This is a genomic window from Leisingera aquimarina DSM 24565, from assembly GCF_000473165.1.
Taxonomy (GTDB): domain Bacteria; phylum Pseudomonadota; class Alphaproteobacteria; order Rhodobacterales; family Rhodobacteraceae; genus Leisingera; species Leisingera aquimarina.
This window is the reverse complement of record NZ_KI421505.1, coordinates 93,709-115,326: the sequence shown is the minus strand read 5'-3', so window position 1 is coordinate 115,326 and position 21,618 is coordinate 93,709. Positions and strand designations below refer to the sequence as shown.

At 62.2% G+C, this 21,618-nt stretch carries 12 protein-coding genes and 1 pseudogene; 9 read left to right on the top strand and 4 right to left on the bottom strand.

Features of this window, described 5'->3' with window-relative positions; all coding sequences use genetic code 11:
- Positions 1-8: 8 nt before the first annotated feature.
- The 3 genes from AQUI_RS0125840 (at position 9) to AQUI_RS29000 (ending at position 3,477) form a co-directional block, all read left to right on the top strand.
- On the top strand, positions 9-782 hold the full coding sequence (locus AQUI_RS0125840; protein ID WP_027260086.1) for an IclR family transcriptional regulator: 774 nt from the start codon (positions 9-11) through the stop codon (positions 780-782).
- 294 nt (positions 783-1,076) lie between these two features.
- Positions 1,077-1,973, top strand: coding sequence for a phosphate/phosphite/phosphonate ABC transporter substrate-binding protein (locus AQUI_RS29005; protein ID WP_051372065.1), 897 nt, complete (start codon positions 1,077-1,079; stop codon positions 1,971-1,973).
- Between the two features lies 1 nt (position 1,974).
- A complete protein-coding gene (locus tag AQUI_RS29000) occupies positions 1,975-3,477 on the top strand; it encodes an ATP-binding protein (protein ID WP_156916944.1) in 1,503 nt (500 codons plus the stop codon).
- A 186-nt stretch (positions 3,478-3,663) separates the two neighbouring features.
- Here the strand turns inward: AQUI_RS29000 and AQUI_RS30415 are convergent.
- Positions 3,664-4,240, bottom strand: a pseudogene (locus AQUI_RS30415) (transposase family protein); the annotation flags it as partial.
- A gap of 278 nt (positions 4,241-4,518) precedes the next feature.
- Between AQUI_RS30415 and AQUI_RS0125820 the strand changes: the two are divergent.
- Positions 4,519-5,565 (top strand): efflux RND transporter periplasmic adaptor subunit, encoded by a 1,047-nt coding sequence (locus tag AQUI_RS0125820; protein ID WP_027260084.1) that lies wholly within the window; start codon positions 4,519-4,521, stop codon positions 5,563-5,565.
- Positions 5,566-5,575: 10 nt separating this feature from the next.
- A complete protein-coding gene (locus AQUI_RS0125815; RefSeq protein WP_027260083.1) occupies positions 5,576-8,617 on the top strand; it encodes an efflux RND transporter permease subunit in 3,042 nt (1,013 codons plus the stop codon).
- Positions 8,618-8,697: 80 nt separating this feature from the next.
- Here AQUI_RS0125815 and AQUI_RS0125810 read toward each other — a convergent pair whose 3' ends face one another.
- Positions 8,698-9,981 (bottom strand): replication initiation protein, encoded by a 1,284-nt coding sequence (locus tag AQUI_RS0125810; RefSeq protein WP_027260082.1) that lies wholly within the window; start codon positions 9,979-9,981, stop codon positions 8,698-8,700.
- 591 nt (positions 9,982-10,572) lie between these two features.
- On the opposite strand from AQUI_RS0125810, the gene AQUI_RS0125805 reads away from it, so the two are divergent.
- Together AQUI_RS0125805 and AQUI_RS0125800 are read left to right on the top strand one after the other, a co-directional pair.
- Complete coding sequence (locus tag AQUI_RS0125805) at positions 10,573-11,994, top strand: AAA family ATPase (protein WP_027260081.1); 1,422 nt, start codon at positions 10,573-10,575, stop codon at positions 11,992-11,994.
- On the top strand, positions 11,972-13,066 hold the full coding sequence (locus tag AQUI_RS0125800) for a ParB/RepB/Spo0J family partition protein (RefSeq protein WP_027260080.1): 1,095 nt from the start codon (positions 11,972-11,974) through the stop codon (positions 13,064-13,066). Before AQUI_RS0125805 ends, AQUI_RS0125800 begins: the two co-directional genes overlap by 23 nt.
- A gap of 132 nt (positions 13,067-13,198) precedes the next feature.
- Here AQUI_RS0125800 and AQUI_RS0125795 read toward each other — a convergent pair whose 3' ends face one another.
- Positions 13,199-13,549 carry an META domain-containing protein gene (locus AQUI_RS0125795; protein WP_211236075.1) on the bottom strand — a complete coding sequence of 117 codons (351 nt, stop codon included), beginning with the start codon at positions 13,547-13,549 and terminating at the stop codon, positions 13,199-13,201.
- A 309-nt stretch (positions 13,550-13,858) separates the two neighbouring features.
- On the opposite strand from AQUI_RS0125795, the gene AQUI_RS31050 reads away from it, so the two are divergent.
- The gene (locus tag AQUI_RS31050; RefSeq protein WP_027260078.1) at positions 13,859-19,402 is read left to right on the top strand and encodes a hypothetical protein; all 5,544 of its coding nucleotides are present in this window, start codon (positions 13,859-13,861) and stop codon (positions 19,400-19,402) included.
- 22 nt (positions 19,403-19,424) lie between these two features.
- Complete coding sequence (locus AQUI_RS0125780) at positions 19,425-20,129, top strand: CpXC domain-containing protein (protein WP_027260077.1); 705 nt, start codon at positions 19,425-19,427, stop codon at positions 20,127-20,129.
- A gap of 84 nt (positions 20,130-20,213) precedes the next feature.
- Here AQUI_RS0125780 and AQUI_RS0125775 read toward each other — a convergent pair whose 3' ends face one another.
- Positions 20,214-21,617, bottom strand: coding sequence for an aldehyde dehydrogenase family protein (locus AQUI_RS0125775; protein WP_027260076.1), 1,404 nt, complete (start codon positions 21,615-21,617; stop codon positions 20,214-20,216).
- Position 21,618: the final 1 nt, after the last annotated feature.

Here is a 21,618-nt window from a genome sequence, read left to right as displayed (position 1 = left end):
ATGCGGCGATGGCAGACGACGCGTCCGAAAACAATCAGGGGCAGATCCCCACCAACCTGCGCCTTCTGGTGCTGCTGGAGGAGATCGCCCGCCGCGGCGTCGCCGTGAAACCGGCCGAGATGATCGAGGCGATGGGCCTGCCCAAACCCACCGTGCACCGGCTGATGCAAACCGCCGAGGCCGAAGGGTTTTTGCAGCGCGACCTTGACGGGCGCGCCTATGGTCCCGGTCCCCGCCTGCGCCGGATGGCGCTGGATACCATGTCATCCGAACATCTGCGCACCGCCCGGCTCAGCATCCTGAAAGGCGTGGCCGAGGAACTGGGCGAGACCTGCAACCTGGCCACCCCCGACCGCGAGGGGATGATCTATCTCGACCGGGTGGAAACCAAATGGCCGCTGCGCATCCAGCTGCCGATCGGCACTCAGGTGCCGTTCCACTGCACCGCCAGCGGCAAGATGTATCTGTCGACCCTGAAGCCCGCCACCCTGCAGGCCGTGCTGCACGCCCGGCCGCTGGAAGCGGAGACCGGGCAAAGCTGCACCGACCCGGCTGCGCTCAGCACTGAATTGGACGCCATCCGCAGCCGCGGCTATTCCACTGACGCCGAGGAGTTCATCTCCGGCATGGTCGCCGTCGCCGTGCCGGTGCGGGACACGCACAACCGGCTCCTGGCCACATTGTCGGTGCACGCTCCCGTGCAGCGCCGCAGCCTGCAGGATCTGACGGATTTCCTGCCCGCCCTGCAAACAGCCGCGGCAGCCCTGTCTGACTTGACCTAGGCGCCCTGACTATCCTGCCTGCGCAGCCGGTTCCCCTTTTCCCTGCACCTTTTATACATGAACAGCGCGCAGCCGGCAGCCCGACCTGCCCTGCCCCGGCCAGACCCGGCCGTCCGCCTGCGCCACCGCTGGCCTGCGCCATAGCGTCAGCGCCAGCGTCGCCGGGAATTCAAGAAATCGCCCTCCCCTGAACGGCAGAACACAAGTTAAAAATCGACCTTTTACCTTTCCGTACACAATTTATCCGATAATGAAGAATTCATCAGTCGCGCTGCGTTGCAAAAGGGTCCAGCCATGCATTTCAAAAGACCGGTGTTTCTGCTCTGCCTGTGCCTTGGTCTGCTGACCGGCCAGACCGCCGCAGCGCGCATGCTGGTGATCGGCACCATCAGCGACGAGCCGGTTAAGGAAACCCGCGCCTTTTCGCCTTTTGCCCAGTATCTGGCAGCGCAGCTGCAGGATCAGGGTATCACTGGCGGCAGTGTCACCATCGCAAGGGACATCCCCCATATGTCAGAGCTTCTGCGCACAGGCGCTGTCGACATCTACGTCGACAGCCCGCTGGTGTCGCTTGCGGTTCGTGCCAAATGCGGCAGCCGCCTTCTGGCCCGCCGGTGGAAAAAGGGAACCGCGCAATACCAATCCGTTATCTTTGCCCGCCGGGACAGCGGCATCCGGTCGCTTGCAGACCTGGAAGGCAAGCTGGTCGCCTTCGAAGAACCGTTTTCCTCCAGCGGCTATTTCCTGCCGCGGCTGGCCATCGGGGACCAGATCGCCCCTCTGGCCGCTCTCCCCAATCCCCGGGCCGCGCGCCCGGACAGCGGCGGCGCCTATGTCTTTTCCGGTGACGACGAAAACACCATCGAATGGGTGCTGCGCGGGTTGGTGGATGCCGGCGCCATGTCGTTGCGCGGCCTGAAAATGCATGCGGGCAGCGATTTTGACGATCTTGCAATCATTCTGGAAACCAAAGCCATCCCGCGCCATGTCGTCAGCGTTCCGCCTGATGCCCCCGCCGCGTTTTCCCGGGCGCTGCTGGCTGTACTGACAAGCATGGATCAATCCGCGGCAGGCCGCAGCGCTTTGCTGGATTTTGAGAATACCACCAAATTCGACACCATACCCGCCCCCACCCTGAACCTGCTGAAGCAATTCCAGGCTCCGGTTGCGCTTCTCATCGGCGGAGGCTGATTTGCTTGGGTCCAGCCTCAGAACCAAACTAGTGGTCTACACTGTTCTGATCGTACTGGCGGTGGCCGGCGCAATTGCCGCCATTTCGGTCACACTTGCCCACCGGACCTCAGCCGAAGCCTATGAGCAGCATGTGACCGATCTGGCCAAAACCCTGGGCGAAGCTGTACTTGAACCGCTTTATGAATTAGATATCAAACGGTTACGTCAGCAAACCGGGGCAGCTTTGGCCAGCGAAGGTGCCATGCGCGCCTTGATCCTGGATGCCGGCACCCGGGTGCTGACAGATGGCACCGACGACAACCTTTTGCGCGGCCAGCGGTATGCAGATCCCCTTCTGCGCTCCGCTGTCGATTGCAAGCAGTGGACGGTCCTGACAGGCGGCGGCCGGATCAGGGTGGCGGGTCCGGTTCTGGCAACAGCGGACACCCGGCTTGGCTATGTGGTGCTTGAGTTCTCCACCGCCCGGCTGGATCAGGAATGGAAGGCTCATGTCGGCCGGATCCTGCTGCTGTCCGGGTTTTGCGCGCTGTTTGCATCGGTTGCCGCCATCGTCATGGCCAACCGGATCACCCGGCCGGTCAAGCGGCTGACAGACTTCGCGGACAGCATTCGCCAGGGCAGCCGGCCCCAGGACGTCCCCGATTGCGGCCGTGACGAAATCGGCCGTCTGGCCCTGGCTTTCGCCGAGGTGCTGACCCATCTCGACCGCAGCAACAGCGAACTGACCGAACTGGCCGCCTCGCTTGAGGACAAAGTGAAGGAACGGACCCGCGCAGCTGAAGCCGGGAACAAGGCCAAATCCGAATTTCTGGCCACCATGAGCCACGAGATCAGAACCCCGATGAACGGGGTGCTGGGAATGGCATCTTTGCTGGAGGAAACGGATCTGGACGAGGACCAGGCGCTTTATGCCCGGACCATTTCGGACTCCGGCGAAGCCTTGCTGGAAATCATTAACGAGATACTCGATTTTTCCAAAATCGAGTCCGGCAAGCTGGAGCTCAGGAGCCAGCCGCTTGATCTTCGCGACCTGCTTTCGGGTGTTGTCCGGATGCTGGAACCCAAAGCGGCAGAAAGCCGGGTAGCCTTGAGGCTGGTTTATGATCCCGCCTTGCCCGCGGGCATTCTGGGAGACGAGGGGCGCATACGGCAGATCATCGTCAACCTGGTCGGCAACGCCGTGAAATTCACTGAGGAAGGGGTCGTGACAGTCAAAGTCACTGGAACCAATCTGACATCTCAGTCCCTGTATAACATCGCTGTCCAAGACACCGGGATCGGTATACCCGAAGACAAGCTGGCCAGCGTCTTCAACGCGTTTTCCCAGGTCAACAGTTCTGCAACCCGGGATTTCGGCGGAACCGGTCTGGGGCTGGGCATCGCCTGCCGCCTGGCACATCTGATGGGCGGCGAAATTGATGTGCGCTCCGAACTTGGGAAAGGTTCCACGTTCACGTTCAGCTGTACATTCTCCACAGTCCGGGATTCTGTTACCGGATAAGGCAGAAACCCGCCGGTAAATCCTTCCCGGGTTTTCATCACAGCAAGCAATTCGGAAATTCACAGCTGTGAGCTCCACGTTTCAGCCTCTTTGGATTTCAAAGCCAGACGATAACGGCTGCGGCAGGTGCGATGGCGGGCAAGAACATCTTCGGGCACCTCTCGCAACGGGCCGCGTCAGGTCGCCAGCCCTTGCACCGGAGTAGCGGCTGACCTGACCGGCAGTCATCAAAAACTGGATCGGGCGGCCCGAGCGCCTGTGACCGCGTGAAGCTTAATATTCATACCGCCCGTTTACAGGGAATTTGATCTCCCGGATCAGATCCTAATCCTTCAAATGCCGCACGGTCAGACGGCCACGCCCCTTTTCAGCCCCAGACCCGATGCCCTGCGGTGAACTTTCAGATACCTCGCGTCCGCCAGCCCTGCAGCTAGTTGCGCAGCAATCAATGAAAGGGACGCATGATTGCCAGATGATCCGATTGTTCAGCGGTCAATCCTTCCATGATCCGAGCGAAGACACCCTTACCGCTCCACCGTTTCGAGCATTCACCGTGCTACGCCGCTCCGCTGGGGCGACAGCCCCGCCTCACTGGGCGGTCGATACTCCTTCGGCGCATCAGACCACCGCAAACCGGCGCGGCTCATAAAGATAGTCCTGCTGAGAACACGTCTGTCACCCACGCGCGGCTTGCCATGTTTTTGGGAAAGCACCGCCGTAACCGAGCCATCTGCTCATCGGTCAGCCAGAAAAGATTGCTCACCATACTCCTGAAATTCAGGCGCTTGAAACAGTACCCTGAAACGGCGGCAACCAAATCAATGGGTCCAATGCTATCGTGCTGCCGGAAAACCGCATGCCCCTTGGATACCGTTGCATTGTGATCTCCTTCACAGGAAAGTTCCCGCAACTGAGCTATAGGCCGCAAATTCCCCGGCAGGCCGGCGCACGGGCCGGTTTCCAGGCCGATTGCGCAACCGGGCGTGATAACAAAACAATGATGCGGACAGGCGGCAAATCCGCCCGGAAGGAGTGACTAGAATGCGTTGGAGCAAATCCCTTGCCGTTGCGGGCGGTTTTGCCGCCCTTTCCGCGGCCGCCGCGGCCCAGGAGCCGCTGAAACCCGTGAAACTGCTGCAGACCTCATCGGACTCCCTGCTGCTGGAGCGGCAGTTCTTTGGCCAGGTTGCCGCCAAACAGACGGTTGATCTGGCCTTCCAGGTCGGCGGGCAGATCCTGAAATTCCCGGTGACCGAAGGCGGCGCCGTTACCCAGGGCGGCTTGATTGCCGAACTGGACCTGGAACCGTTCGAGTTGCAGCTGGAACAGGCGCAGCTGCGCAAGGAACAGGCCGACCGCACGGTGGTGCGGCTGGAAAAGCTGAGCGGCACCGTCAGCCAGGTGTCGATCGACGACGCCGAGACCGAGGCAGGCCTGGCCCGCGTCGCCCTGCGGGACGCCGAATATGCGCTTGGCCATGCGACCCTGAATGCCCCCTTTGATGCGCTGGTCTCCAGCCGCGAGGTCGAGCAATTCACCACCATCTCCGCCGGCACCCCGGTTGTGCGGCTGCACGACATGTCCGAACTGCACATCAAGGTCGACGTCCCCGAGGTTCTGTTCCAGCAGGCCGATCAAAGCGATGTGCTGACGATTGTTGCGAATTTCCCCGGCCAGGACCAGGAAACGGACTATCCACTGGAAATCCTGGAATTTGACGCCGAGGCCAGCAGCGTCGGCCAGACCTACCGGGTGACCTTCCGCTTGACCCCGCCCGAAGACCGCCAGATCCTGCCCGGCGCCTCCGCCACAGTGAATGTGCGCGTGGACACCGGCGATGCGGCGATCCGGGTGCCCGGCACCGCGCTGGTCGCCGCCGCCGATGGCAGCACCGGGGTAATGGTCTTTGCCCCCGCGGGCGCCGAAGACGGCACCGTCACCTGGACCCCGGTAAAGGTCGAGGCAAGCCAGAACGGCGACTTCCGCATCGCGGACGGCCTCAAAGGCGGCGAAGAGATCGTACTGACCGGCGGCTCCGCGCTGAAAGACGGACAGCAGGTCAGCCGCTTCACCGGCTTCGGCAATTGAGGGCGAACGCATGGACATCGCACGCGGGTCGATCAACCGGCCGCTTTACACCTGGCTCATCATGCTTGCCGCCTTGCTCGGCGGGATCTGGGGCTTTTTGAACCTGGGCCGTCTGGAAGACCCGGCCTTTACCATCAAATCCGCAGTCATCGCGACCCAGTATCCCGGAGCCAGCAGCGCCCAGGTGGCGCTGGAAGTCTCGGAACCGCTGGAATCCGCAATCCAGAAAATGGGCGAGGTGAAGCTGATCACCTCGGTGAACCGGCCCGGTTCTTCGCTGATCGAAGTGGAGATGCAGGACACTTACGACGGCACCGAGCTGCCCGCAATCTGGACCAAACTGCGCGCTGAGGTCCGCGATGCGGCCCGCGCCCTGCCCGATGGCGTCAGCCAGCCATACGTCAATGACGGCTTTGGCGATGTGTTCGGCCTGTTCTACGCGGTAACAGCCGACGGCTACACCGACGCCGAGAAACACGAGCTGGCAACCTTCCTGCGGCGCGAGCTGCTGACGGTGGACGGGGTCGCCGATGTCGAAATCGCCGGCCTGCCGCAAGAAGCGGTGTTTGTCGAGCCGAAGATGGCGGTTGCGGTCAATCAGAACATCCCGATTGACGCCATCAGCAGCGCTTTGGCCAATGCCAACTCGGTCCGCCCGGCCGGCAGTCTTGAGGCCGGTCCCGCGGACACCCGGCTCAGCGCCCCGGAAGGCTCGGACTCGGTCACTGAAATTGCGGGTCTCACCATCGGCTCGCAGGGTGAAGTGGTCAATGTGATCGACATGGCCGACGTCCACCGCGGCCGCATCAGCGACCCGGACCTGCTGATCCGCTTTGACGGGGTTGAGGCCTTTACCCTGGGCATTGCCGGCCTAGCCACCGAAAACATCGTCGAAGTGGGCCAGAACGTCGACGCCAAACTGGCCGCACTCGACAGCCGGATCCCCTATGGCGTGGACCTGAAACCGATCTACCAGCAGCATGTGGTGGTCGAGCAGGCCTCCAACGACTTCCTTGTCAACCTGGCGATGTCGGTCAGCATTGTTGTGGTGGTTCTGGCCCTGTTCATGGGCTGGCGCGCCGCCGTGGTGGTGGGCTCCACCTTGCTGCTGACGGTTGTCGGCACGCTGTTCTTCATGAACATGTTCTCGATCGAGATGGAGCGGATCTCGCTGGGCGCGCTGATCATCGCCATGGGGATGCTGGTGGACAATGCCATTGTGGTCGCTGAGGGGATGCAGATTTCCATGCTGCGCGGCAAGACCTCGCGCGAGGCCGCGCATGACGCTGCCTCAAAAACCCAGATCCCGCTGCTGGGCGCCACGGTGATCGGCATCATGGCCTTTGCCGGCATCGGCCTCAGCCCGGATTCTGCGGGCGAATTCCTGTTCTCGCTGTTTGCGGTGATCGCAATCTCGCTGCTGCTCAGCTGGCTGCTGGCGCTGACCGCAACACCGCTGCTGGGCCACTATTTTTTCAAACAAGGCACAGAAGACAGCAAAGACGCCTACAGCGGCCTCCTGTTCCGCACCTATGGCAAGCTCCTGGCATCGGCGCTGAAGCTGCGCTGGCTGGTGGCCGCCGGGCTGGCGGGCATTACCGTGGTCTGCTTCATCGGCTTCGGCCAGGTGAAACAGCAGTTCTTCCCGGACTCCAACACGCCGCTGTTCTTTGTCCACTATAAGCTGCCGCAGGGCACCTCGATCCAGGCAACGTCCAAGCATCTGAAGGTGTTCGAGGACTGGCTCGCCGAACGCGAAGACGTGGTCTCGGTTGCCTCCTTCGCCGGCCAGGGCGCCACCCGCTTCATGCTCACCTACTCGGCAGAGAAGCCGAACCCCAGCTACGGGCATCTGATCGTCCGTACCGAAACCCTTGACGCCATCCCGCCGCTGCAGGCGGACCTCGAGGCCTTCGGCCAGGCGCAGTTCCCCGAGGGCGAGTTCCGCACCAAGCGGCTGGTCTTCGGCCCCGGCGGCGGCGACCCGATCCAGGTGCGGTTCTCCGGCCCCGACCCGCGCGTCCTGCGTGATCTGGGAGAGGAGGCAAAGCGGCGGCTTGAGGCGGCCTCCGCCAATATCCTGATCCCGCGCCACAACTGGCGCGAACAGGAGCCGGTGCTGAAACCCGTCTATGCCACCGACCGGGCGCAAACCGCCGGCGTCACCCGCGAAAACATCGCCGATGCGCTGCAGTTTTCCACTGACGGGCTGCAGATGGGGGTGTTCCGCGAACGCGACCGGCTGATCCCCATCGTCGTCCGCCGCGCACCGCAGGAGCCTTACAACATCTATGATCAGGTGGTCTTCTCCTCGTCGGCCGGCAAGTTTGTACCGCTGGAGCAGATGATCGACGGCGTTGATGTGGTGGTTGAAAACACCCTGGTGCACCGCCGTGACCGGCTGCCGACCCTGACCGTCGGCGCCGATATCCCGCCGGACCTGACTGCCGCCACCGTCTTTGCCGAGGTCCGGGAGACCATCGAAGCGATGGACATTCCGCCGGGCTACCTGATGGAATGGGGCGGCGAGCATGAAAGCTCGGGCGATGCGAATGAGTCTTTGGGCAAGCAGCTGCCGGTGACGCTGCTGATCATGGTGCTGATTTCGGTGCTGCTGTTCAATGCGATCCGCCAGCCGGTGATCATCTGGCTGTTGGTGCCGATGTCGGTCAACGGCGTGGTGATCGGGCTTCTGGGCACCGGCTTCCCCTTCACTTTCACCGCGCTTCTGGGCCTGCTCAGCCTGTCGGGGATGCTGATCAAGAACGGCATTGTTCTGGTCGAGGAAATCGACCTGGTGCGCGAAACCGGCCTGCCCCTGCGCGAAGCCATCGTCGAGGCATCGGTGTCGCGTCTGCGCCCGGTGATGCTGGCGGCAGTGACAACGATCCTTGGCATGGCGCCCTTGCTGACCGACGCCTTCTTTGTGTCGATGGCGATCACCATCATGGGCGGCCTGGCCTTTGCCACCGTGCTGACACTGGTGGCCGCGCCGGTCTTCTATCTGATCTTCTTCCGGCGGGTGGAGAAACAGGAAATGGCGGGGGTTTGACCCTCCGCCATCTGCAATCCGGGGCGCTTTTCAGGACCACAACCTGATCCTGCAGGGCCGCTTGCCACAAGCGGCCCGCCCTACCCCGCCAGATCCTCCAGCGCGCCGGGGATCAGCTCTTCCCAGAATTCCGCCATCTCACCGGCCAGCAGCGCCGCAGCCCAGCCCCGGTTGCGGAATTCCTCGCGGTCGATCTCTGTTTCCAGGCGGCTCAGGAACAGCCGTTTGTCGGCATCCCGCTGGGTCGGCGAACGCCCGGCGGCCAGATCCCGGATCCGCTCCAGCCGCTGCGCCCTGAGCGACCGCTCCCGCGCCTTGGCTGCATCCTCTGCCGCCTCAACCCTGGCCGCCTCGGCTTCCTCGGCCTTGCGGGCCGCCGCCGCCGCCAGCACCTCGGGCGGCACTTCCTTGACGGTCTCCGCGGGCGTATCCTTGTAATCATCCCGCAGCGCTGCACTCAGATAGCGCACCGGGCTGTCCACGCCCTTTTTACTCTTCAGATAGCCGACCTTCTCGGCGACATACGCCTCGCCGTGCTCGGCGATCCATTGCCGCGCCAGCCGGTCGCTGACGCCCAGACCGATCAGTTGGGAATACACCGCCCCCTGCCGCACCCCTGCCCCGTCATCAATGTCCAGCATCGCCAGCTGCGGGTTCTCCTTGATCAGGAACCGCACCTCGGCCACCTGCCGCCCCATCTTCTTGAACTCCGGCGTCAAGAGGATGTTCGAGGTCTTGTTCACCTCCGCCACCGCCGGCTTGATGATCTTGGCGTTCAGGTGCTTGAAGCTTTCGTAATAGGCACTGCCCTCCACCCCCATCAGGCGCCGGAACAGCGCAATATCCCACCATCCGGTCGACCCCGTGCGCACAAAGCGGTAGCAGTTTTCATACAGCGCCAGCGCATGGCCGCTGGTGAACCGCCGCTGGATGTTCAGATTGATCAGGGCAAAGACCTTGGGGTCATGCAGCTTCTCCGCCAGCGCCGGCGAATAGGCGTACTCACACACCCCGCCCGCCAGCTTGGCATAAGACAACAGCGAGCTGACACCCCATTCCTGACGCCCCTGCTCATCCAGCATGTCCCATTCCGCCACGGTCTCCGCCAGCGAGCGCAGCGACTGCTTCAGCGTCTCCATGTCGTTGGAGTTATACCCCACCATCATGCACAGCGTCTGCGCATCGATCTGATGCTTGGGTTTTGAAATCAGCGTGTCATATGCATTCAGCAGCAGCACATTCGACAGCTTGCGCTGCAGCAGCGTCAGCTTGCCGGACACATGAATGGCCGCCACATTCTTCTTCACCGACCCCCGGCGCAAGGGGCCTGTCAGCTTGTTGTGCGGGATATCTTTGGCGTCCATCGCCCTGCCCTCCTGCCCCTTTTCCGGTCTTTGCGACTCTGCGGGGCCTGCCTTGGCGGTACTATGACGTAAAAGGAACCCGCGCTCAATCCCGCTATGGGCACCCGTTTACGGGAAAGCCCCGTCCCGCAAACGGGTACCTTTACAGGATCTTCCTGGTTCCGGGCGCCATTCCACGCTGGTTTCCACCGTTTTCCGGCTAATATGGGTCCTGAAACCGCCTGATTTCCGGTCTCCGAGTCGCGGGTGCCTGTCTTCCTGCGAATCGGGGCCCTTGCTCCCGCAGATGGGTACCAATGCTCCTGCAAACGGGTGCCTTTCATACCGGAAGCAGGTCCGCAAGCATATCTAACCGTCTGATAAATAATCACTTAGTGGACCTAAAGACTCTAAACTGAATCAAAGATTCACAACATTTCAACCTGTTTGTGCCATAGTGATTTTCGGGGAACAGAGACATATACAGCGGGGAAGCCGGACGGCCGCGCAAAACAGATGCGTTGCCAGATAATGATTCACTCTCTCCCCAGGATGTGCGACAAAACCAAGGATAACACGCCAAACAGGCGATTTACCCGAGGCACATGTCACATGGCAAAGAAACCTGACACCCCCCTGCCGCCCTATTTCAACCTTGATCCGGAGGCTGCAGCGGCCAAGCTCGGCGAGCTCGTCGATACCGCAAGATTCGCCAAGGCCGCAGCTTTTGCAGGCCGCGGTCGCGATGATCTGGCCAAACGCGGCTACGCCCCCGACGGCCGCAAACGCCTGCGCAGCTTTTCCACCTGGGAAGTCTGCCGCTACCTGATCCCCGTCGCCCCCGCCCACCTGCGCCGGGTGCTGAATAAGAACCCGGATCTGCCGCAGGGCGAAGGCGCCAGCGGCTCGCGCTGGTTCACCCTGGAAGACGTGCTGAAGCTGCGCGACCATTTCGCCGAGGAAGGCATCAGCACCAAGGAATACCGCCCCTACCGCCCCGAAGGCCTGCCCGCCAAGGTCGTGGCCGTGGCCAACTTCAAGGGCGGCGTCGGCAAAACCTCCACCGCCGCCCATCTCGCCATGTCCGCCGCGCTCGACGGTTACAAGGTGCTGGTGGTCGACCTCGACAGCCAGGGCTCGATGACCTCGATCATGGGCGGCCAGGTGGCGGACGAATGGCAGACCGTCTTCCCCCTCCTCGCCCGCGACTACGCCGAAGCGGTGGAAGCCGAAAACAAAGTCCGCGCCGCCTCTGGATTAGACCCTATTCCCCTTGATGAGACCCTGACCGAGGCCAGGGAGGTTTCGCTGCGAAACGTGGTTCAGAAAACCCACTGGCCCAATATCGACCTGATCGGCGCGCAGCTGAACCTCTACTGGGCCGAATTCCAGATCCCGGTCTGGCGCATGGGGCTGCGCAATTGGGCGCTGTGGGATGCGCTGACCAACGCGCTGGATCAGGGCGGTGCGCTGGACGACTACGATATCATCCTTCTGGATACCCCCCCTGCCCTCGGCTATCTAACCATCAATGCTCTGGCCGCCGCCGATATCCTGATGGTGCCGCTTGGAGCGTCATTTCTTGAGTTCGATTCCACCGGCCGGTTCTTTGACATGCTCTATTCCACCTTCGCCTCGATCGAGGACGGTGAAAATGCCGGCCGCCGCCGCGCGGGCCTGCCGGAGATGAAATTCGAATGGGACGTGGTGCGCGCCCTGATCACCCGTTTTGACGCCAGCCAGCAGACCGATCTGGCCAATGTGATACAGGCCTATTTCGGTGACATGATGAACGCCTACCGGCAGGATTATACCGCCATGGTCGGCCAGGCCGGCGAAAGCGTTTCCGGTATCTACGAGGCGGATTACCGCAACTTCAACCGCGACACCTATGTGCGCGGCCGCGAGGTGTTCGACCGCACCTATGCGGAGTTCAAGGAACTTCTGATCGGCAGCTGGTGGCGCGATCAGCAGATGCAGCAGGCAGAAACCGCAGTAGAGGAGAGCGAAGATGGCCAGACGCAGACAGCTTGAGACCCCCTCGCCCGAGGCATTGAAAGAGATCGAAGCAGGCATTGACCGCGATCTGTCGCGCGGCCCCGGCCTGCGGCCGCCGATTGCCGATGTGGTGGCCGATGCCGCCCGCCATGCCGACCCCCTGCCCCAGGCCGACCGCGAAGCCATCGCCCGAGACAAGGCAGACGCCGAACGTCTGCGCGACGCGACAAGCAAGGGGCTGGTGGCGGTGGAAATCCCGCTGGAACAGATCACCGCGGATGCCCTGAACCGCGACCGGATCGTGCTGGACGAGGAGGAAATGCAGGAGCTGATGACCTCGGTTTCGGTCAACGGCCTGCGCCTGCCGATCGAAGTGTTCGAGCCGCTCAATCCCGAGGACGCGGGCAAGTATGCGCTGGTCTCCGGCTACCGCCGCCTGACAGCCCTGCGCCGCCTGAACGGGCTGAGCGGCGGCGAACGGTTCCAAACCATCCCGGCCTTCATCCGCGAACCCGGCAGCCTTGCAAATGCGCTGGTCTCGATGATCGAGGAGAACGAAATCCGCTCGGGCCTCAGCCAGTACGAACGGGGCAGGGCGGCGGCCTCGGCGGTGCATGACGGGGTATTCCCGACAGTGGACGAAGCCGTCGCGGTGCTGTTTCAGAACGCCTCCAAGGCCAAACGCTCCAAGATCCGCTCATTTGCCCTGATCCATGAGGAACTGGGCGATATGCTGTCCCATGCCACTGGCCTAAATGAACGCCAGTGCCTGCGCCTGGCCGCCGCACTGCGGAGCGGCGGGGCTGAGCAGCTCCGCACCGCTCTGGAGCAGGCAGGAGGGCGCTCTGCGGCGGAAGAGTGGGAAGCCATGCTGCCGGTGGTTGAGAACGCCGAAGGCGCTCCGCAGGACCCTGGCCGGGGGGGGCGCCCCAAGACCGTGCAAAAAGTGGAGCGGTCCCGCAAGACCCGCGTCGCCAGCGGCATTACAATCGAACGCGAATACGGGCCCGGCGGCTATGCCATCCGGTTTTCCGGCGGCGAGGTGACGGCTGAACTGGTTGATGCGGTCATGGACAATGTGCGCCACCTGCTGGAGCACGGCGGATAGGGCAGGGCGCAGTTCCCGGTTTCGCTGCGAAACCCCGGTCCTGGCAGGCCGGGGTTTTCCATTTCCGCTATGTCTTTTACGAAACTGGCAGTACAGCAATTCCGCAGGTTTCGCAGCGAAACCTATGCTGGATCAGCCGACCAGCCGTTTGGCCCACAACAGCGGTTTTTCAAAATTATACATCACCAGCTGCCCGTCCCCGGTCAGCACCATCCGGTTGACCAAGCCGACTTGCTGCAGGAATTCCCGCTCGGCGATCATTGTCGCTTCGTCGCATAGCCCGCCGCCGATCTCAAATGGCGAAAACATGATGTTCTGCATGTCCGGCCCGAAGGTTGTGGTGAAACTTCTGCAGGGGCTGGATCCGTAAAGCGTGCCGCCGTCAAAATCAAACCGCAGCTCTTCGAACTGCGCCAGATCGACGTCCTGGACCTCCTGAACGATCCAGGCGCCGTCAAAACTTTCTGCCGAGGTTGAAGCCATTGAAATCTCTCCGCTGTTTCCGGTCACGGTGTCAGAGGCAAATGAGTACACTGCCAGCCCGCCGCCGCACAGGCCTGCGAGGACTGCAAGCATCATGGCACGGGCAGGGCGCAAACCCGTCATTCGGCCAAAGCGGCTGGCTGGAAAGTCATCAGCGTCTCACCTTGATGGATGTCCAGATTGAGTGTGCGCAGCCTGAGGCAATTGACAAGAAAAAAATCTTGCTGGAATCCGGGTTCCATGCGACGCTTGAACGTAGCACTAGCTAACACCCCAGTTTTAAACAGTTTTTTAACTCAGGAGCTGCCCATGCCTCTTGATGGATCTGCCGCAAAAGAAATCAAGCAACAGATGGCGATTGCGAAGAAGCGCGCGCTGTCCTTCGGGTTGTGCTTTGGCAAGAAAATCGAAAACTCGGTCTTTCTCACCCATAAGACCAAGGCCGCCAAGGTCCTGGGCAAGCAGGCCAAATCCGACGGCGAGACGCCGCAGTTCACCTTTGGGACGCTGACGCTGGACGGCAAGGAACTGTCGCTGACAGTCGAGGGCAAGATAGTGCCGGGCATGGCGCGCAAGGCCAAGAAGATGTTCATGGTGGTGGGGCTGAAATACAAGATCCTCATTCTGGACCCCGGCGGAAATGTCGTTGAGTCAGAGGCGGATGACGACGAGGAGGCCGCGGATGAAGGCCCGCAGGCGGCCCCTGCGGCCAGCGGCGATACCGTCACCGAGGATCCCGCCGAAGCGACGGCAGCGCCCTCGGCGGAACCTGATCCGGCAGAAACCAAATGGAAAACCACCTCCGCCAAGGTTGAGGCCAATCTGGCCAAACTCCGGGATATTGCCGGCATCGACCTGTCCAAGGCTGACGCGTTGTGGACGGCGATTCAGGCCAAGGCGGAGGGCAGCGGCTATGCGGCGGCGCTCGAGCATGTCGCCAAACTGTCCGCCGAAATGAAGACTGCGGCCCAGGACGCCGCGGCCCGGGCCAAACGGCAAACCCTGCTGGAAGGCAAATGGCAGCAGGCCGCGGGCAAGTTGGAGCCGCTGATCACCGAGGTTCTGGCGCTCAAGACGCCGCAGTCGGCAAAAATCGAAAACGTCTGGACGCAGATCAAGGCCCGCGCGGCCGCCACGCCGCCGGATTATGAAGGCGCGCTCAAGGCGGTCGGGCCGTTGGCCCAGGCCATTTCCAAGGCCCGCCAGGCGGCGGCCGAAACTGCCGAAGAGGACGCGGCACCGGCGGTTGCCGAAGCCGCATCGGCAGGGGAGGGGGATACCGTCACCACCGCCAAGCCCGACGCCCCGGCCAAGGCGCCGGAACAGGCGGCACCGCCTTCGGATGACGCTGGCGGCGATACGGCAGATGCCGATCTGGCAGACCAGATCGCCCGGATCGAGGCGGCGCTGAAGGCGCTGCGCGACGGGCCGGTCAAGACCTACAACACCATGGTGCCCGAGGCTGTCAGCCAGACACCTGACAAGTGGAAAGCCGCGCTCGACAAGGTCGAAGCACTGGCCGCGCAGGCCAAGGCAAAACCCGAAGACGCCAATGGCGCCAAACTGGAGGCCGGGGAAAAGGCGCTGGATGCGTTGGAAAAGGCCGTTGCCGCCGACACCGGCGCCAAGACCGCTTTTCAGAAGGCGCTGGAGATTTTCGATCTGCGGCTGGTGCCTTTGACCAGCCACCCCAAGGCCGCGGCGCCGGAGATTGCGCCGGAAATCACCCGGATCAACGGGCTGCGCACGGCTGCGGTCGACAAGGCCAAGGGCCACGATCTGAAAACCGCCACGGATGATCTGGCCGCAGCGGAGGCTGAAATTGCCAAGGCCGAGATTCTGGCCGATGACTTTGCGCATTTCATGGCGCTTGACCCGGACCGCAAGGCCCTGGCCGATGCGGCCCGCGGTGTCTCGGTCGGCGATCCTGCGATTGATGACGCGGCGCGCGAAATGGAGCGTCTGTATGATGCGGCGCAGGTGGACAAGGCCGCGAAGAAATTCAAAGACGGCATCAAAAAGCTTGACGAAGTTGCTACGGTTCATGGCAAGACCGCCAAGGTGCGCAAGCAGCGGACAACCTATGAAACCCAGCGCCCGAATGCCAAGACCTGGGTCGACAGCTGGGCTGGTCTGGCGGCTGCAATCAAAACGCTGCTGACCGATAAGCTGGATGAAGCAAACGGCTATTACACCGATTCAGATGTGGCCACGACCAAGGATTACGGCGAGTCCCTGAAGAAGCTCGGCAAGTTCTGGAGCGTGCGGCCCTTCATTGAAAAAGAAATCCCGGTTGTTCAGCAGTATGCGCCCAAACTAACGGCCTTTGAGGCCAAGCTGAAGGATTTCAAGGACCACGACGGTGCCTCGGGCATTCAGGTCATCATATTGAAAATGGAGGCGGATCTTGCTTCGGCCAAGGCGGAAGCTGTTCTGCACAAATACTCAACCGCGCTGACCCTTCTGGATGCCACCCAGGGCGATTGGCCCGCAGCCACGGCCCAGGCGGATGCCTGCAAGGCCTACAAGGAAAAACGGCTGGCGGTTCAGGGCAAGATCGACCCCCTGAAGAATGTGGCCCAGGCGGCACCGATGCTGGACGATGCCAAGGCACTGATGGCTGAGGCGGCGGCAGCGGCGCTGAAGCTGGATTTCACCACGGCGAACACCTGCGTGGCGGACGCGGAAAAACGGGTGGACAGCGCCAAGGCGGCGGCGGAAGCCTCGGTTGAGCTGGACGGGATGACCGACACCGCTGCGCTTGATGATCTGAAAAAGAAATGGGACCCGGCGTTCAAGGTCTTCACCGATATCCGCGACAAGGTTGTTGCGGCGGATGCCGGTAATGATTTCACCGCGCTGATCGCCAAGGCGCAACTGCCCGCGGCAGAAGCGGAAAAAGCCAAGACGGCCAAGAAATACGACGATGCCAGGGCGCATCTGGACAGCGCCATTTCGAACCTGAAGATGGCCATGGTGCTGGTTCACCAGCATCGCGCTTATGGCGAGCTGAAGACCTCGCTGGCGGCACAGGCCGCTGCACTGGCGCCGCTGAACGATGCCGCCTGCCTGCAGCCGCATCTGGATGACATCACCCGGCTGACTGGGGAGGCGGATGATCTGATCAAGCCGGAGGGTTATGATTACAAGGGGGCGGAGGCCAAGATTGCGGCGGCGCGCAAGATGGCGGAGCAGGCCCGCGCCGATGGCGAGCTGTACAAGGCCATCAAGGCAGACCGGACCAGGGCCACCGCAGTGATTGCCAAGATCACCACTGAAGGCGGTGCGGTTGAGACCCAGCTCACCCATCGCAAGACCGAAATCCAGGACTTGCTGGATGAAAGCACCACCAAGCAGACCGCCCGGGATTTCCAAGGTGCTGCGGACAAGGCCAAGGCTGCCGCGGGCTGGGAAAAAGCCACGGATGAGGATCTGAAAACGCTGAAGACGGTGCTGGGCTGGGAAAACCAGTATTTCGTTGTGCCTCGTGCAGCGCTGATCGGGCCGGGCAACGAAGCCGGCGTGCATCAGATCGCACGCGCGGATGCGGATTACGCCAAATACGAGGCGGCGAAGGCGGCGCATACGTACACAGCTGCCAAGGCGATGTTCGAGAAAGCCTATCAGAAAATCACCGCGTGCCAGCGCCTGATTGCGGCGGCGGCCCCGTACAATCAGGCTGTCACTGACGCGCAGGCGGCGGTGGATGCGCTGGCGCCGGAAAACAACGATGCCACCAAGGACCGGATCAAGGCGATGGCGGACCGGCTGACCGCGGCCAAGCTGGATACCGCCAGGACCGATCTGGGCGAGAATGATTATTCCCAGGCAATCAAGCTGCTGAAGCAGATCACCGCAGACGCCAAGGCGCTGCTGACCTCGATCCAGGGCTCGTCTGCCTATGAACCCGCGCGGGCCGCGGCTGAGGCCAAGCTGGCCGAGGCAAAAGCCCACAAGCATGCCGATGCGATCGCGGCGCAGCTGACCCGGCTGACCGCGAAATACGATAATCTGGTGAAACTGGCGCCAAGCGATTATGCAACTGCCAAGACCATGGCCGAAGAGGTGACGGCCTCGGCTGAGGAGGCGATCAGCTCGGCCAACACCCATGGTATTCTTGAGGCGGTGAACTCGGCCATTGGCGGCGATGAGGACAGCGCCCCCTGGTGGCCGCAGGTGCAGGCGGCAAAACTGTCGATCAAGGTGGTCGGCAGCCGTGAAAACGCCGCCGTGGCCAAGCCGCATCTGGATACCGCAAATGCCGAGATTGAAAACTGCGGCAAGGACGGGCTGGACGCCAAGACCGCCAAGGGCCATCTGCTGGCCGCGCTGGAAGCCTGCAACACGGCGGATGAGGTGATCTCGCAATATGCGTTCATCGAACAGGAAATCACCCGCGCACGTGCTGCTTTGACCCCGGTTACCGGTCACGGTGAAGCGGCCTATGTGAAGGATGAGACCGACGCGGTCGAGAAACTGCTGGCTGGTGCCGAAACCGCGGCCAAGGGCGGGCAGAATTACACCAAGGCCAGTGCGGACATCGAGGCGGCCATTGCCCAGACCAAAGCCGCGCTGGAGATGGCGGAACAGCACAAAGCGTACAAGGAGCTGCGGGCCAAACCGGAGGTGGAGCCGCGGCTGGCCGTGCTGGAAGGGCACGAGCACCGCTATGCCATCAAGCCCAGCATCGACACCATGCGCAAGAAACTGGCGGATGCCGCCGCCGCGGTGGCGGGCAAGAAACCGGGCGAGGCCATCACGCTGCTGGAAGAGGCGCGTGCCATCGGCACCAGCGCCTTTGTGATGGCTGAAATGCGGGCCAACACGCCGCCCAAGGAAGACGACATCAAGGAAATCCTGTCGCGCCCCAACGGCACCGACGAGCTGGACGCGATGATCGACAACCTGGAGCCTGAGGCGCAGCGGGCTGTGGTCAAAGTGGCGTTCAAGGCGCGTTTTGGCTGTGATATCAAGAACTTCAGCAATGAAAATCTGGCGCCTGCGTCGGAAATCGCCGATGCCAATCTGAAGGGGCCGAATATTGTCGCCTTCTACAAGGCGATGCAGGATCTGCCGCTGGATCACACGCTGAACAACGACTCGCTGCAGAAGTTCGCGGTCAATGAGGCCGCGAAGGGCGGCTCGATGTACCAGGGCAATGAGAAGCGGATTGTGATGCATGAAGGCGATGCGGGTGTGTCGCCCAATTATGCCTTTGGCAGCGACGATGCGGTTGGCAGCCTGGATGATGCCGCCACCCCGGAAGAACGCGCCGAGCTGGAAAAATGCAAACCGGCGAACGAGGAGCCTGTCACCTTTTTCAACTGGAACACCCTGCATGAGGTCGGCCATGCGGTCGACGACAAGCAGAGCTTCATGAAAAGCAACGGCGGCAAGAAGGAATACGGCGGCTGGACCGAACACGGCATGGATATCGCTGCTATTGCTGAGAAGATTGCCACCAAGTTCAGCTATGACAAGGCTTATGCGACCGAGTATATGGCGCATAACAAAGGCGCGCATGTGCCGGATAAGCCGGCCGATGAGACCTGCACGGACGAAGAGTGGGAAAGCCGCCGCATCAAGATGCAGGCGCATATCGACATGGCGTCCGAACCGGCCCAGCCCTGGTCCAGCATGGCAATTGCCAAGAAGATCGAAATCGGCGGTGTCGTGTATCAGGAAAGCTACCCGAACACTTGGAATTCCTATCTGCTGGGCGAGCGGGCCAAGGGGATCACCGGCTATCAGTTCCGTGCTCCGGGGGAATGGTTCTCGGAACTTTATGCCGCCTATCATTCCGGCAAGCTGAAGCCGAACCATCCGGCAGTTGGCTGGCTGGCCAAACTTTGACCCATTGAAAGGCAGTTGACCGATGTCGCTTTTTCACCCCGTCAATCTGGTGTGCCCGCAATGCGAGGCCCCGGTGACCATGATGGCCGTGGGCAGTGTGAACGCCGACCGCCGCCCCGATCTGCGGGACGATATACTGGAAGACCGGTTTCAGGACGTGACCTGCGATGCCTGCGGCGAAAGCTTCCGGCTGCAGCCGCAATTCAACTATCTGGATGCCGGGCGCGGCCATTGGATCGCGGCAATGCCTGCCAGCCGCCTGCGGGATCATCTGGAAATTGAGGATGAGGCCGGGGCGCTGTTTGCCGCCAGCTACGGCAACGAGGCGCCGGCGGCTGCGCGGGATATCGGCGGCGGGCTGGCGGTGCGGCTGACCTTCGGCTGGCCGGCGGTGCGGGAAAAGCTGCTGGTCAAGCAGCTGGGGCTGGACGACGTGATTGTCGAAATGATGAAGCTGCACATCCTGCGCAGTGTTGAATCGGTGCCGATGGCCGAAGGCATAGAGCTGCGCCTGGTGAACACCGACGAAGACAGCGATGGCTATGTCTTTGCCTGGCTGGAGACCGCATCGGAGAAATACATCGAATATATGACCGTGCCGGCGGAGCTGTACAGGGTGATCGAGGGCAATCCGGAGGGCTGGGACGCCATCCGCAAGCGGCTTGATAATGGGCATTTCGTGGATATGCAGAAGCTGTACATGGGGGAGGGGCGCCCGGCGGAATAGACTGGCTGTGACGCTTTGTCAGAAAGCCTGATCGCAAGGCGGGCCGCTGGGATGCAGCCCGCCGTTCAGCGGTTCGGCGCGGGGTCAGCCGCGGGCGACGTTGATCACCTGCATCTGCGTGTATTCAGCCAGCCCTTCGACCGATTGCTCTACCCCAAGACCGGAGCCTTTGAAGCCTGCCATCGGGATATGCGGGCCGATGTTCAGCTGCTGGTTCACCCAGATGGTGCCGGATTCAATGCGGCCGGCGACGTCAACCGCCTTGGCCGTATCACCTGAATGCACTGACCCGCCCAGCCCGTAGTCCGAGGCATTGGCGCGGGCGATCACATCATCGATGGCGTCAAAGCGGATCACCGGCAGTATCGGGCCGAATTGCTCCTCGTCGACGATTTTCTGGCCGTCAGTCACATCACGCACGATGGTGGGATGCACAAAGTAACCGGGGCCGTCCTTGACCGTGCCGCCGGCAATGATCCGGCCGCTGGCGCGGGCGTCGTCCAGATAGGTTTTGACCTTGTCGAACTGGGCCTTGTTCTGGATCGGGCCGATTGTTGTCCCCTGTTTCATGCCGTCATCGACAACCGCCTGTTCGGCCAGGGAGGCCAGTTCGGCGCACATGTCCTCGTATATATCGCTGTGCACATAGGCGCGTTTCACCGCCAGGCAGACCTGACCGGCATTGAGGAAGGCGCCGCCATAGATCTTTTCCGCAGCAGCCTTCACATCCACGTCCGGCAGCACGATGGCGGGGTCATTGCCGCCCATCTCCAGCGTCACACGTTTCATGGTGGCGGCAGCGCCGGCCATGATCCGCTTGCCGGTTTCCGACGAGCCGGTAAAGCCGATCTTGGCCACATCCGGATGCGCCGTCAGCCTGGGGCCAAGGTCATTGGCATCGGTGATGATATTGACCAGCCCGGGCGGCAGGATGCGGGCGCAGATTTCGCCGAGTTTCAGCGCCGTGACCGGGGTGGACGGGGCCGGCTTCAGCACGATGGCATTACCGGCCATCAGCGCCGGTCCGATTTTCCAGCAGCACAGCAGCAGCGGAAAGTTCCAGGCGATGATGCCGGCCACGACGCCCAGCGGTTTGTGCCGCGTCTCGATCCGGAATTCGGCGTCGTCCTGGATGATGCGGTCGGGCAGTTCCAGCGTGGCGGTATGGGCCAGATAGCCCTGCGACCAGGCAACCTCGCCCTGTGCTTCGGGCAGCGGTTTGCCCTGCTCCTGCGTGATCAGCCGGGCCAGCTCGTCCGCCTCCTCGCCGATGGCGGCCGCCAGCGCTTCGATCCTGGCGCGGCGTGCGGCCATCGGGATCTCGCCCCAGGCCTGCTGGGCGGCCTTGGCGGCGGCCACCGCCTGGTTCAGCTGCGCCTCCGAGGCATGCGGCACGCGGGCAAAGACCGCCTCGGTTGCCGGGTTGATGACGTCGATCATCTGTTCCGACGAAACCTGTTCGCCGTTGATGAGCATTGCGTAGTCCATT

What these genes read in the sequence shown, in the direction of transcription:
- AQUI_RS0125840 (WP_027260086.1), top strand. Translation starts at nt 9, where the DNA reads ATGGCAGACGACGCGTCCGAAAACAATCAGGGGCAGATCCCCACCAAC.
- AQUI_RS29005 (WP_051372065.1), top strand. Translation starts at nt 1,077, where the DNA reads ATGCATTTCAAAAGACCGGTGTTTCTGCTCTGCCTGTGCCTTGGTCTG.
- AQUI_RS0125820 (WP_027260084.1), top strand. Translation starts at nt 4,519, where the DNA reads ATGCGTTGGAGCAAATCCCTTGCCGTTGCGGGCGGTTTTGCCGCCCTT.
- AQUI_RS0125815 (WP_027260083.1), top strand. Translation starts at nt 5,576, where the DNA reads ATGGACATCGCACGCGGGTCGATCAACCGGCCGCTTTACACCTGGCTC.
- AQUI_RS0125810 (WP_027260082.1), bottom strand. Translation starts at nt 9,981, where the DNA reads ATGGACGCCAAAGATATCCCGCACAACAAGCTGACAGGCCCCTTGCGC.
- AQUI_RS0125805 (WP_027260081.1), top strand. Translation starts at nt 10,573, where the DNA reads ATGGCAAAGAAACCTGACACCCCCCTGCCGCCCTATTTCAACCTTGAT.
- AQUI_RS0125800 (WP_027260080.1), top strand. Translation starts at nt 11,972, where the DNA reads ATGGCCAGACGCAGACAGCTTGAGACCCCCTCGCCCGAGGCATTGAAA.
- AQUI_RS0125795 (WP_211236075.1), bottom strand. Translation starts at nt 13,549, where the DNA reads ATGGCTTCAACCTCGGCAGAAAGTTTTGACGGCGCCTGGATCGTTCAG.
- AQUI_RS31050 (WP_027260078.1), top strand. Translation starts at nt 13,859, where the DNA reads ATGCCTCTTGATGGATCTGCCGCAAAAGAAATCAAGCAACAGATGGCG.
- AQUI_RS0125780 (WP_027260077.1), top strand. Translation starts at nt 19,425, where the DNA reads ATGTCGCTTTTTCACCCCGTCAATCTGGTGTGCCCGCAATGCGAGGCC.
- AQUI_RS0125775 (WP_027260076.1), bottom strand. Translation starts at nt 21,617, where the DNA reads ATGGACTACGCAATGCTCATCAACGGCGAACAGGTTTCGTCGGAACAG.